Source organism: Roseiarcus fermentans (assembly GCF_003315135.1).
GTDB lineage: Bacteria > Pseudomonadota > Alphaproteobacteria > Rhizobiales > Beijerinckiaceae > Roseiarcus > Roseiarcus fermentans.
In genome coordinates this window covers 35,459-48,054 of record NZ_QNRK01000013.1, presented here as the reverse complement: position 1 = coordinate 48,054, position 12,596 = coordinate 35,459, and the positions used below count along the sequence as shown (strand labels likewise).

The 12,596-nt window shown below is 66.7% G+C and carries 11 protein-coding genes; 7 read left to right on the top strand and 4 right to left on the bottom strand.

The features are described 5' to 3' along the window. The first annotated feature begins 43 nt into the window (after nt 1-43). Both DFR50_RS13005 and ntrX read left to right on the top strand, forming a co-directional pair. Entirely contained in the window at nt 44-2,290 is a 2,247-nt protein-coding gene (locus tag DFR50_RS13005; protein ID WP_113889700.1) for a sensor histidine kinase, read from the top strand. Next, nucleotides 2,290-3,660, top strand: a complete 1,371-nt coding sequence (gene ntrX / locus DFR50_RS13000) for a nitrogen assimilation response regulator NtrX (protein WP_113889699.1) — start codon at nt 2,290-2,292, stop codon at nt 3,658-3,660. The genes DFR50_RS13005 and ntrX overlap by 1 nt, the downstream gene beginning before the upstream one ends. Before the next feature lie 99 nt (nt 3,661-3,759). On the opposite strand, the gene DFR50_RS12995 is transcribed toward ntrX, so the two are convergent. Then, nucleotides 3,760-4,689: a zinc-binding dehydrogenase gene (locus tag DFR50_RS12995; protein ID WP_210208885.1), complete on the bottom strand. Its 930-nt coding sequence runs from the start codon at nt 4,687-4,689 to the stop codon at nt 3,760-3,762. A 104-nt stretch (nt 4,690-4,793) separates the two neighbouring features. Here DFR50_RS12995 and DFR50_RS12990 point away from each other — a divergent pair, with 104 nt between their 5' ends. The 3 genes from DFR50_RS12990 to DFR50_RS12980 all read left to right on the top strand — a co-directional run bounded on the left by DFR50_RS12990 (nt 4,794) and on the right by DFR50_RS12980 (nt 8,119). Next, on the top strand, nt 4,794-5,747 hold the full coding sequence (locus tag DFR50_RS12990) for a LysR family transcriptional regulator (protein WP_170153197.1): 954 nt from the start codon (nt 4,794-4,796) through the stop codon (nt 5,745-5,747). 567 nt (nt 5,748-6,314) lie between these two features. Beyond that, nucleotides 6,315-7,010 carry a Tn3 family transposase gene (locus DFR50_RS12985; protein ID WP_113889697.1) on the top strand — a complete coding sequence of 232 codons (696 nt, stop codon included), beginning with the start codon at nt 6,315-6,317 and terminating at the stop codon, nt 7,008-7,010. A gap of 251 nt (nt 7,011-7,261) precedes the next feature. Beyond that, nucleotides 7,262-8,119, top strand: a complete 858-nt coding sequence (locus DFR50_RS12980; RefSeq protein WP_113889794.1) for a D-amino-acid transaminase — start codon at nt 7,262-7,264, stop codon at nt 8,117-8,119. 133 nt (nt 8,120-8,252) lie between these two features. On the opposite strand, the gene DFR50_RS12975 is transcribed toward DFR50_RS12980, so the two are convergent. Beyond that, entirely contained in the window at nt 8,253-8,630 is a 378-nt protein-coding gene (locus DFR50_RS12975; RefSeq protein ID WP_113889696.1) for a DUF2019 domain-containing protein, read from the bottom strand. Between the two features lie 335 nt (nt 8,631-8,965). Then, nucleotides 8,966-9,343 carry a DUF2019 domain-containing protein gene (locus DFR50_RS12970; protein ID WP_170153196.1) on the bottom strand — a complete coding sequence of 126 codons (378 nt, stop codon included), beginning with the start codon at nt 9,341-9,343 and terminating at the stop codon, nt 8,966-8,968. 348 nt (nt 9,344-9,691) lie between these two features. Here DFR50_RS12970 and hfq point away from each other — a divergent pair, with 348 nt between their 5' ends. Together hfq and hflX are read left to right on the top strand one after the other, a co-directional pair. Next, a complete protein-coding gene (hfq, locus tag DFR50_RS12965) occupies nt 9,692-9,946 on the top strand; it encodes an RNA chaperone Hfq (protein WP_113889694.1) in 255 nt (84 codons plus the stop codon). A gap of 1 nt (nt 9,947) precedes the next feature. Then, on the top strand, nt 9,948-11,288 hold the full coding sequence (gene hflX, locus DFR50_RS12960; protein ID WP_245427742.1) for a GTPase HflX: 1,341 nt from the start codon (nt 9,948-9,950) through the stop codon (nt 11,286-11,288). 594 nt (nt 11,289-11,882) lie between these two features. Here hflX and DFR50_RS12955 read toward each other — a convergent pair. Then, nucleotides 11,883-12,575 carry a cysteine hydrolase family protein gene (locus DFR50_RS12955; protein ID WP_113889692.1) on the bottom strand — a complete coding sequence of 231 codons (693 nt, stop codon included), beginning with the start codon at nt 12,573-12,575 and terminating at the stop codon, nt 11,883-11,885. Nucleotides 12,576-12,596 lie beyond the last annotated feature (21 nt).

Genomic DNA, 12,596 nt, shown 5'->3' with positions numbered 1-12,596 from the left:
CCGGGCTCCGATCGGGCCGGGGCGGAAGGCGGACGCTGGGGTTTTGACGACGGGCGCGACACAGAAACCTGGCGAGCAGAGGGCGGCGCCGTTCGACGACAGCGGGCCGACGGCGCGGTTCGGGCCGATCGCGGTCGGCGGCGCGTTCGTGCTCGCGCTCGCGACCTTCCTCGTGTTCGCCGGCTTCACCCCGATCCTGCCGACCCAGACGGTGGTGGCGGCCCTGCTGGTCGGCGACGGCGTCGTCGTCCTCGTCCTGATCGTGCTGATCGCCATCGAGCTCAACCGGCTGAGGGCGGCGCGCCGGGCGGCGCGGGCCGGCGCGCGGCTGCACAGCCGGTTCGTGGCGCTGTTCTCGCTGGTCGCGGCGATCCCCGCCATCGTCACCGCGGTCGTGGCGACCGTGTCGGTCGAATGGGCGATCAACCCGCGCTTCATGGGCGACGTGGCGAGCTTCATCAACGAGGCCGATCAGGCGACCCGGCTCTACCGCGAGACCCAGTGCCGCGCGCTGCTGCGCGACGTCGAGCTGACGGCTGGCGACATCGCCCGCAGCGCGCTGCTGCTCCGCTCCGACCCTGCGCAGTTCAAGACCTACTTCGCCTCGCGGGCGAAGACCCTCGGCTTCGGGGCGGCCGCGCTGATGAAGAGCGACGGCGCCGCGCTCGAGGTCGCCGAAGGCTCGGACACCCGGCTGATCGCCCGCCCCGACCCGTCCGACTTCCAGGACGCGCTCGCCGGCGAGGACCAGTGCGGCTTCCTCGGCGCCGGCAACATCTTCGTCGCCATCCGTCCGATTGCCGGGGCCGAGGACCAGTTCCTCTACGCCGCGCGCGGCATCGATCCGCTGGCGGCGAAGGTCGCCGAGGACGCGGCCAACGTCGCGATGATGTGGGGCCGGTTCGAGGCGCACCGCACGAGCCTCGAACTCGGCTTCGCCACCGTCTTCGTGATGCTCGCCCTGACGATGCTGTTTTCCGCGATCTGGCTCGGCCTCACCTGGGCCAACCGGCTGGTCGGGCCGATCCGCCGCCTGATCCGCGCCGCCGACGAGGTCGGCTCGGGCAACCTGCACGTCCAGGTCCCGGCCCGCCGCGCCGACGGCGATCTCGGCCATCTCGGCGACACGTTCAACAAGATGACCGCGGAGCTGCTGCGCCAGCAGACCGGCCTGATCGCGGCCAACGCCCTCAACGACGAGCGGCGCGCCTTCATCGAGGCGGTGCTGTCGGGCGTTCCCGCCGGCGTCGTCGGCGTCGACAAGAACGGCGCGATCACCGTCTCCAACGCCGCCGCCGAGCGCCTGCTCGGCGGCGAGGGCGGCCTCGTCGGCCAGCCGCTCGCCTCCGTCCAGCACTCGATCGGCCTGATCTGGGAGCAGGCGCGCTCGCTGCGCATGCGCCTGCATCAAGGCCAGGCGACGGTGCTGCGCGACGGGCGCGAGCGGATTCTCAACGTGCGCGTCACCGGCAGCCCGGGACGGGGCGAGGCCGGCTCGGTCATCACCCTCGACGACATCAGCGATCTCGTCACCGCCCAGCGCACCGCCGCCTGGGCCGACGTCGCCCGCCGCATCGCCCACGAGATCAAGAATCCGCTGACCCCGATCCAGCTCAGCGCCGAGCGGCTCAAGCGCCGCTACGGCCGCCACATCGTCGAGGGCAAGGACGTGTTCGACCAGTGCACCGACACGATCATCCGCCAGGTCGACGACATCAAGCGCATGGTCGACGAGTTCTCCTCGTTCGCGCGCATGCCCAAGGCGCGCCCGGCGACCGACGACCTGACCGATTGCGTGCGCCAGGCGGTGTTCCTGATGCGGGTCGGGCGCGCCGACATCGATTTCGAGACGCGCCTGCCGGAGACGGCGGTCACCGCCGACTTCGACCGGCGGCTGATCTCGCAGGCGCTGACCAACGTGCTCAAGAACGCGTCCGAGGGGATCGATGCGCTGGGCGAAGGCCACGAGCCGGGGCGGGTCCTGGTGACGCTCGACGCCGACGTCGGCGGCTTCATCGAGATCGCCGTCAGCGACAACGGCAAGGGCTTCCCCAAAGAGGACCGCAATCGCCTGATCGAGCCCTATGTCACGACGCGCGCCGAGGGCACGGGGCTCGGCCTGCCGATCGTGGTCAAGATCTTCGAGGACCACGGCGGCGGGGTCGACCTGATCGACGGGCTGGCGAGGGCCGACGGGGGCAGGGGCGCGATGGTGGTGATGAAATTGCGGATCGCGGGCGCCTCCGGCGACGCGGCCGAGCCGCAGAACGAGAAATCGGGATCACGCTGATGGCCGCAGACATTCTGATCGTCGACGACGAAGAGGACATCCGCGAACTGGTCGCGGGCATCCTCGAGGACGAGGGCCACCAGCCGCGCACGGCGCGCAATTCCGACGAGGCGCTGGCGGCGGTCGAGTCGCGCCGGCCGCAGCTCATCCTGCTCGACATCTGGCTGCAGGGCTCGAAGCTCGACGGGTTGCAGCTGCTCGAGGCGATCAAGGCGCAGAATCCGACCGTCCCCGTGGTGATGATCTCCGGCCACGGCAACATCGAGACCGCGGTGACGGCGATCAAGCTCGGCGCCTACGACTTCATCGAGAAGCCGTTCAAGGCCGACCGGCTGATCCTGATCGCCGAGCGCGCCCTCGAAACCTCGCGCCTGAAGCGCGAGGTGCAGGACCTTCGCACGCGCGGCGGCGCGGCCGACCGGATCGTCGGCTCGTCCTCCGCGGTCGGCGCGCTGAAACGGATCATCGAGAAGCTGGCGCCGGCGAACTCGCGCGTGCTCATTTCCGGGGGCGCCGGCTCCGGCAAGGAGCTCGCCGCCCGGCTGATCCACGAGCGCTCGGGCCGCGCCGACGGGCCGTTCGTCGTGCTCAACGCGCCCGCGATGTCGCCCGACACGATGGAGGCGGAGCTGTTCGGCGTCGAGGAGGGCCCCGGCCGCGCCCGGCGGATCGGCGCGCTCGAGGAGGCCCACGGCGGCACGCTCTATCTCGACGAGGTCGCCGACATGCCGCGCGAGACCCAGGCCAAGATCCTGCGCGTGCTGGTCGATCAGAACTTTCAGCGCGTCGGCGGCGCCTCGCGCGTCCACGTCGACGTCCGCATCATCTCCTCCACCAGCCAGGACCTCGCCGAGGCGATCACCGAGGGGCGGTTCCGCGAGGACCTGTTCCACCGCCTGTCGGTGGTGCCGATCCGGGTGCCGACGCTGGCCGAGCGGCGTGAGGACATCCCGGAGCTGGTCCAGTATTTCATGGAGCGGACCGCCGCCAACATGGGCGTCGCGCCGCGCAGGATCGGCGGCGACGCCATGGCGGTGCTGCAGTCGCACGACTGGCCCGGCAACATCCGCCAGCTGCGCAACAACGTCGAGCGGCTGATGATTCTGGCGCTCGGCGACCCCAACGCCGAGATTTCCGCCGCCATGCTGCCGGCCGAGGTCGGCGCGCTCGTGCCCGCGGTGCCGAGCGGCATCGGCGGCGAGAAGCTTCTCGGCCTGCCGCTGCGCGAGGCGCGCGAAGCCTTCGAACGCGACTATCTGATCGCCCAGCTCAACCGCTTCGGCGGCAACATCTCGCGCACCGCCGAGTTCATCGGCATGGAGCGCTCGGCGCTGCACCGCAAGCTGAAGTCGCTCGGGGTGGAGTCGTAGGGGCGCAGCCGGCCGGCGCTCGCGACGGTCGGCCGCCCCGGGGTCGTCGCAGAGAACGGGTGGTCGCGTCCTCGCCGCCCGGGAAGGACTTTCAAACCTTCATTCGTCTCTTTGAAGGTCGAGAACGACCTTGCCGCGAACGCGGCGCTCCAGCAAGGCGTCCGCTGCATCCGCCGCCTGCCGCCAGTCTCCGCGCCAGCCGATCTGCGGGTCGAGCTCTCCGAGCGACACCAGCTCCACCAAATCGGCAAGGTCGGGTCCGTAGCCTGCGCCTCCGACCGTAAAGACCTCGATGCGGCGGCCCCCGCCGCGCGCGCGCTCTTGCTCGAAATCGATCGTGCTCGGCTGCAACGACGCGTTTCCTATGCTGACGAGCGTGCCCCCCGGGGCGACGAACTGGAACGCCCTCGTCAGAACGGCGCCTCCGATGGTGTCGAGAACGCCGTGAAACGGCTCGACGACAGCATCCAGGCCGACGACGACCTCCCGCGCCCCCAGCTTGCGCAGAGTCTCGCCGCGGCCTTCGCCGCTCACGCTGGCGACAACATGGGCGCCGGCGCGCCGCGCCAGCTGCACCGCGAAGCCGCCGACGCCGCCGGAAGCCCCGGTCACCAACACCCTCCGGCCCACGACCGAGCCGAGCGAGCGGAGCGCCCGGAGCGCCGTCACGCCCGCCGCCGGAAGGGCGCTCGCCGCTCCGAAATCCATGTCGGCGGGAAGCGGCGCGAGCTCTCCGGCGTCGACAGCGCGCAACTCGGCCCACGCTCCGTTCCAGCCAGCCGTCGTAACGCGCGTTCCCGGCGCAGGACCGGACCCGTCGGCGGCGGCGCGCACGACGACCCCGGCGGCGTCCCAACCCGGCACGTCGCCGGGCCGGTGCATGTGATGCAGAAAACTGAGCTCGCCCCAGTTGAACGAGATCGCGCGCACTTCGACGAGGGCTTGACCGGCAGTCGGCGTCGGTTCGGCGACTTCGCCGAACCGCAAGCCACGTCGCCCGTTCGGGTCGACGATCAACGCATTCATCATGATAGGCCTCCACGAGCCATCCCTCGCCCGGGCCTCATTTGCATTCGATGAACAGATCGGACAAGATATCCAGAAATGGATACACTCGCCAATGGAATGGGACAATGATTGATCTCGACGCCATGGCGACGTTCGTCGCTGTGGTTCGCTCGGGTCACTTCGCCGCCGCCTCGAGGGCGCTGGGACTTCCCAGGTCCACAGTCAGCCAGCGCGTCGCCCGACTGGAGGCGGCCCTGGGCGTTCGTCTGCTCGAGCGCACGACGAGAGTTCTTCGCCCGACCAGCGCCGGCGCTGCCTACTACGAGCGCTGCGCCCGGATCCTCGCGGAGCTGGAGGAGGCGACCGTTGCGATCAGGGACCTGGCGACGTCCCCGCGGGGAATCCTGCGGGTCGCGACGTCGCATCTCCTGGGACAGTCGGTCGTCGCCGCCGTCGCCGCCGCCTTCTCCCGGCGATACCCGGAGGTCGAGGTCGAGGTCGTCGCCTCGGATCGCAGGGTGAACTTGCTCGAAGAGGGCTTCGACGTCGCCGTCGTGGTCTCCGCCTCCGAGATGGACTCGACGTTGATTTCCCGTGTCCTCAGCGGCGGCCGAACCTGGTGCTGCGCCGCCCCGTCCTATCTGAGCGCACGGGGCGCGCCGCTGGCGCCGCGGGACGTGTCCGCCCACGACTGCGTCATCCGGGAGGCGGCGGCGGACGGCTTTGCGAGCGGAGCCATGTGGATCTTCGAGCGTGGCGGCGACGTGCAACGCGTCGAAGCGCGCGGACGACTGAGGCTGAGTTCGATCATGATGGCGCAGGCTGCGGCGCTCGCCGGCGCGGGGATCGCGGCCATCCCGAGCTTCCTGTGCGCCGAGGACGTCGAAAATGGACGCCTTGTCCGCGTCTTGTCCGACTGGGACGTCGACCGCAAGGACATTCGCATCGTCTACCCCAGCCATCGCCACCTCTCGCCGCGCGTCAGATTGTTCATCGACGCCTTGGTTGCGGCGGCCGCAGAGGATGGGAGGCTCTCCGCTCCGCAGGATCGGGGTCATCTTGGAATCTTCCCGAAATAATACGCTAAGGATTTGAGGCTGGCTCACGCTGAGCGGCGCCCGGGAGCCATTGCCGCGATCCGGCAGCGCGAAATTGCGTGTGAAGTTCTTGCCAAGGAGTTCATGTTATGTTCTAATAACAAAAGTCTGCGCGCGTTTGCCCTGTGAACCAATTTCCGGGTGTCAGGTTTTTTCGTCTTTTTCCCGGTGGGATCGAATGTGACAAGGATGGGTTGCGGGTAGGCGAGCCGATCAGTCGCTCCAATATTTCCGAGAACGGGCGTCGCGGAAACCTCAAAAAAAAGCGCGCTTTAGGGCGGTGTGGCCAGCTTCGCGGTAAGCCGGGCCTGAGAAGCGATCCGTGAGACGGTTCCTCGGTGAATTTTGAGCAGGCGGGCGATTTCGGCCGCTCCTGGAAATTCGGCGACCCGTTGCTCGCCGCGCTCGACGTGTTGCGCGACGTTCACGCGAAAGATCAAAGAAAATTACCGCCGAGCGCGACGACGGCATTTCTCAAACCGTCGTGGCGAAAGCTCGTCGCAACCGGCGCGACCCTAGCTAGATCGTCGCGCCTATGAGGTTGCAGCCATGATGATGCTGCGCGACCGCCTGCGATCCGGCGACTTTTGGGTTGACTGCAGCCGCGCGTTCCGCGCCTTCGATGACTTTCTCTTGCCACCTGAGACATTCGCGGCGCGGCGACGCGCCGGCGAGTTGCGGCTCGCCGTCGCCGATCGTTTCGACGATTGGCGCACCGAACGGGTGAAGCTTCTCGATTCACGCCTCCAGGAAATCGATGCACTTGCGGTGGCCGGCAAACTCAGCGAAGCCGTCATTACTGCCGAAGGCCATTCGATCAGCCCGATCCGCAAAATCGAGAGCGACGAATCCGAGGTCATCGCGCGGCGGCTCTACGGCATGTTGCCGCGCCTGCGCATCACCGAGCTTCTCGCCGAAGTGCATGGTTGGACAGGATTCGCCGATCGGTTCGGTCATCTGCGAACGGGAGCGCCCGCCGAAGATGGTTTGGCGTTGATGACGGCGCTGCTCGCCGACGCCACCGATCTCGGCCTTGCGCGCATGGCCGGCAGTTCCAAGAGTTTCAGCCATTCAAAATTGCTCTGGGTTGCCGAATGGCGCATCCGCGACGAAACTTGTCAGGCCGCCTTGCCTGTTTGGTCGATGCGATTCACGCGCAGTCCTTCACGAAACTCTGGGGCGACGGCGACACGTCTTCGTCGGACGGCCAGTTTTCCGCGAACGCACGCGCGCCGGACCGGATGACAAGCAACGCGAACTCGTCGGGGATGGCCAGCCGCTCGATCCAGGCCAATTCGGCGCTCCGGTCGGAGGCTCGACAGCGAGCCGTCCCGGCGCGCTCGGGCGTCGGCGCAATAAGGAGTGGACCCTCGAGTCGATATCGGTCAAATCGCGATCATCGGAAGCGGGTCGCCGTCGGGCGCGTTGCGGGCGCCGGGGTGGTCTGCCTGGATTCGCAGCGGCCGGTCATCGAGCAGGCTCGCGAAGGAGGGCGGGTGTCGCGCATCGTTTATGTCAACGGCCGCTATCGCGAGCAGGCCGAGGCGTCCGTTTCAGTCGACGACCGGGCGTTCACCTTCGGCGACGGCGTCTACGAGGTCTGCGAGGTGCACGACGGCGCGCTGATCGAGGAGACGCGCCATCTCGACCGCCTCGACCGCTCGCTCGCGGCGCTGCGGATCGGCTGGCCGATCGGCCGCGAGGCGCTGCGTCTGGTGATGCGCGAGGTCGTGCGCCGGAACCGCGTCGCCCACGGCCTCGTCTACATCCAGGCGAGCCGCGGCGCCGCGCGGCGCGATCACGGCTTTCCGCCGCCCGGCGTCAGGCCCGGCCTCGTGGTCGCGGCCCGCTCGCTCGACCCCGCGGCGATCGCCGCCCGGGCGGCCGCGGGCGTCGCGGTCGTCACCGTCCCCGAGGTTCGCTGGGCGCGCCCCGACATCAAGACGCTGCAACTCCTGCCCAACGTGCTGGCCAAGCAGGCCGCGCGCGACGCGGGCGCCTACGAGGCTTGGTTCGTCGACCGCGACAACTTCGTCACCGAGGGCGCCTCCACCAACGCCTGGATCGTTTCGGCGGGCGGCGCGTTGACGACGCGGCAGGCGGACGATTCGATCCTGCACGGCGTCACCCGCGCGGCGCTCGTCGCCATCGCGGGCGGTCTGGGGCTGACGCTCGAGACGCGGCCGTTCACGGTCGCCGAGGCGTTCGCCGCCCGCGAGGCGTTTTTCTCCAGCGCGACCACGATCGCCATGCCGGTGGTGTCGCTGGACGGCCGGCCGATCGGCGAGGGGAAACCCGGGCCGGTCGCGCTGGCGCTGCGGCGGGCTTTTCGGGAGCGGGCCGAGCGGTCGTGAAATTCACCGCCAAACGCCGGCGCCGATGGCGGGCGACTCCGAAGGAAAACTCCAGCGTCCGAAGGCGGGGATCCTCGATTGAACGAGAGCAGTCTGACCATCGACCGGGCTCTCATTGAGACCGCAAACCAGCTCAATGGTCGAGGCAGTCCGGAACCTCTTCCAGACGACGCAAGGTCATCCTGGCGTCGAAAACCTGGTCGTCTGGGAAAGGGCCGGCCGCGAGCTCCTGCAGACATTTCGTCGCTTCCTCTTTCGCGACCGGATAGACGTGTTTGGCGGCCATGAGTCGCACTTGTTTGTTTCTGTTCTCTGACAGACGTAACAAGGCGCGACGCGCGAGCGGGCCTCGCGATTGCAGTTCGCTCTTGATATTTCCCAGCGTTTGGAACTCGCGGTTATAAACATCGAGGTCATCATCAATATATGTATCGTACTGAATCAGACATGATTTCTCGAATTGATGAAGAAGATCCTCTATCGAAAGCGATGAATATCGCGCGTCGCTCATCTCATGACTCCGATATCTTGCAATCCCATCAATCCAGCGCGCCGTCGCTCCTCAACACGTTCCTTGCAGCGGCTCTCACCGGCTGTGGACGAGGACAGCCGGGTCCCGTGATGTCCGTGTCGTACTGCATCAGGCACTATTTCTCAAATCTATCGATGAGGTCATCAATAGAAAGCGAATCGTAATTCGGGATGTTCATCTCAAGACTCCAATAGCTCGCAATCCCATCAGTCCAACGCGCCGCCGTTTCTCAATGCTTTTCGCGGCGCCTCTCACCGGTTGCGGACGAGGACCGCCGAGCACTGTGGATCGGGGAAACGCCCCGCAATGCCGCCTTAATGGTCAAGGCAATCCGGGACTTCTTCCAGACGCCGCAAGGTCATCTTTGCGTCAAAAACCTGGTCGTCTGGGAAAGGGCCGGCCGCGAGGTCTTGCAGACATTTCGTCGCTTCCGGGCGCGCGACTGGATAGACGAATTTCGCTGCCTGAATGCGCACCTGCTTGTTCGAATCATTCAAAAGACGCGTCAATTGGCGGCGCGCCGCCGGTCCGCGTGATTGCAATTCGTTCTTGATATCGACAAGAGTCCGGAATTCACGATTATAAGTATCAATATCATCTGTGATATCTGTATCGTACTGAGCAAGACATGATTTCGTGAATATGTGAAGAAGCTCGCTTATCGAATGAGAAGAATATCGAGTGTCGCTCATTTCAATACTCCCGTGTCTCGTCATCCCATCAGCCCGACACGCCACCGCTCTTCCCAGCTTTTTCCTTTAAGATATTGAACATAATAAAAACAAATATTGGCGTCAAGGAATCGTCTGGGGATTTCCGAAGGCTGGACCTTGCAGACCCGAACCGCGGCCGGAACGGATGGGCGCCGAACCGCCCGGGCTCAGGCGCTCGTCCCGCAAACGCCCTTATCACGCCGGGGGTTCGGCTGATCTGTCGCAGCGCCGCGAACCGTGCTAGGCTGTTCGGGCGCGTCACAAAAAGGCGCGCATGGGGTTCCAATAACAGAACCGGGCAGGGGCCCGGCAAAATGGAAAAGAGTCATGCCGACAGAGAAGGCGCAAAACCTCCAGGACACGTTTCTCAATCATGTCCGCAAGTCGAAAACATCGGTGACGATCTTTCTGGTCAATGGGGTGAAGTTGCAGGGGTTCGTGACCTGGTTCGACAATTTCTGCGTGCTGCTGCGCAGGGACGGCCATTCGCAGCTCGTCTACAAGCACGCCATCTCGACCATCATGCCCGCCAGCCCGATCACCATGTTCGAGGCTGTGGAGGAGGGGTCCGACGCCCATTGATCTGACTGCCGCGCAAAGTCGCGACGCCGTCGACACCAGGGAGCGCGCCGCCGCATCCGGCACGCGCTCCCGTGTCGTCTGCCCCATCCTCACCCGCGCACCCTCGGGCGAATCGGGCCCCTTGCGAACGCCTGAAGCGCGTTCCGACGAGGCGGTCGGACTCGCGCGCGCCATCGACCTCGACGTCGTCGGCGCCGAGATCGTCTCGCTGTCGGCGATTCGCCCCGCCACCTATCTCGGCAAGGGCAAGGTCGAGGCGATCGCCGAGGCGGTCAAGGCCGACGAAATCGACCTCGTGGTGATGGATTGCGCGCTCTCGCCAGTGCAGCAGCGCAACCTCGAAAAAGCCTTCGGCTGCAAGGTGATCGACCGCACCGGGCTGATCCTCGAGATTTTTGGCCGGCGCGCGCGAACGGCCGAGGGCGCCCTTCAGGTGGAATTGGCCCATCTCGCGTACCAAAAATCGCGGCTGGTGCGCTCGTGGACCCATCTCGAGCGCCAGCGCGGCGGCTTCGGCTTCCTCGGCGGCCCCGGCGAAACCCAGATCGAGACCGACCGGCGCCTGATCTCCGAGCGGATGGTGCGGATCGAGCGCGAGCTCGATCAGGTCAAACGCACCCGCGCCCTGCACCGGGCGAGCCGGGCCGACGTGCCCTATCCGGTCGTGGCGTTGGTCGGCTACACCAACGCCGGCAAGTCGACGTTGTTCAACCGCCTGACCCGGGCTGAGGTGATGGCGGCCGACATGCTGTTCGCCACCCTCGACCCGACCATGCGGCTGATCAAGCTGCCGCACGGCGGCGCGGCGATTCTATCCGACACCGTCGGCTTCATCTCCGATCTGCCGACCATGCTGATCTCCGCCTTCCGCGCCACGCTGGAAGAGGTGCGGGCCGCCGACGTGATCGTCCACGTGCGCGACATCTCCCACATCGACAGCGAGGCGCAAGCCCATGACGTCGAGACGATCCTGGAGGAACTCGGCATCGCCGACCGCGCCGACCGGCTGATCGAGGTGTGGAACAAGCTCGACAAGCTCGACGCCGGCGCGCGCGCCGCGATCGATCACGACGAGGAGGCGGCCCCGGCGGCGCTCGCGGTGTCGGCCAAGACCGGCGAGGGGATCGACCGGCTGATGGCGGCGATCGAGGACCGCCTCGCCCGCGGCCGCACCCTGGTCGAACTGACCCTCGACCCCTCCGACGGCCGCGGCCTGCACTGGCTCTACGAACACGCCGAGGTGATGAGCCGCGCCGATTCCGACGACGGTCTGCGTCTGACGGTGCGGGTGCCGCCCGACCAGGTGGAACGGGTGAAACGGCGGTTCGGGGAGGGGCCGTAGACCCCGCAACCGACGCCTCCGAACCGCGGGGCCGGGACGTTGCTGTCCTGGCGCCGGCTCAACGATCAACGACATAAGCGTACAAATCTGTCACGAAGCAACTCCCAACCCCGTCATTGCGAGGAGCAAAGCGAAGAAGCAATCCACGACGCCGTTTGCGTCCATTTTGCGAGGATTGCTCCGTCTTCTGCTCGCAACGAAGCCCGAGGGACGGCGTGGCGGTCCACGAGCCCAAACAGCAGCCCAGCGCTTCGCTCGCGATGACGGCGTTCTTCGGCGTCCGCCTCGGAGATACGCATAACCTAAATCAACGTTGACGAGGCGGGTGTCGCGAGCGGAGGCGGCGAGCTCGTGCGCTCTTCCGGACGCCGCAGCGCCCGCGCCGCCGGGGCGCCTGCGCCGAATCGACGCCAGCTTGAGCAAGCCCCTCCTGAGGTTCAAGGTTTTCAAAGGGTTGCATTTGCGCCCAGGCTCTCCGCGACGGTCGAAGCCCCTTGCCGGGTTTGGTGTTCAAATCTCAGACAGCAGGCTCGGAATATGGCATGAATTCTGTTTTACGAAAATCAATATCTCGCCGCATCTGATATGGCGCGCTCAGGGGCGAACGCCGGCGCCGGCGCGCCGCCATTCCGCGAGGAGATCGCCGCTGTCGGCGACGACGCCGATGTGCAGGGAGATCATGGCGAGCGCGGCCGCTTCCAATGTCTCGTCGGTTCCGCGAACCAGGTCGGCCAGCACGGTCACGCGGTAGCCGAGATTGGAGGCGTCGAAAGCCGTGTTGAGCACGCAGCAATCCGTCATGCAGCCGGTCAGCACGACGCGCTTGGCGCCCAGGTTGCGCAGCAGGAAGTCGAGATCGGTCGGATAGAAGGCGGACAGTCGCTTCTTGCCGTCGACGATCAGGTCTCCGGGCGCGACCTCGGTGACGAACTCTGTCCAGCGGCTGCCCGCCAGCGCATGCGCACCCGCGTTCGGGATGTCGCCGACATGGAGGGGAAACGTGATGCGCCAGGCGGAAGGAACCCCGTTCACGTCATCGACGCCTCCCGCCCGCAACGTGCTGCGAACGTGAATGACCGGCACGCCGAGGCGCCGTGCGGCGACGTGAAAGCGGTTCACGCCCTCGACGACGTCGCGGGCGCGCGGAGCGGGGCAGGGACAATCCGGGTCCTCGGACAGATGGCCCCGGTGCAGGTCGATCGAGATCGCGACCGTATGGGCCAGGGAGACGAACTCGGCGAAACGGGGCGGCAATTGGCGTTTGACGGTGTAGACGTAGCCTTCCATCGATCGCGTCCCTCGTTGCAA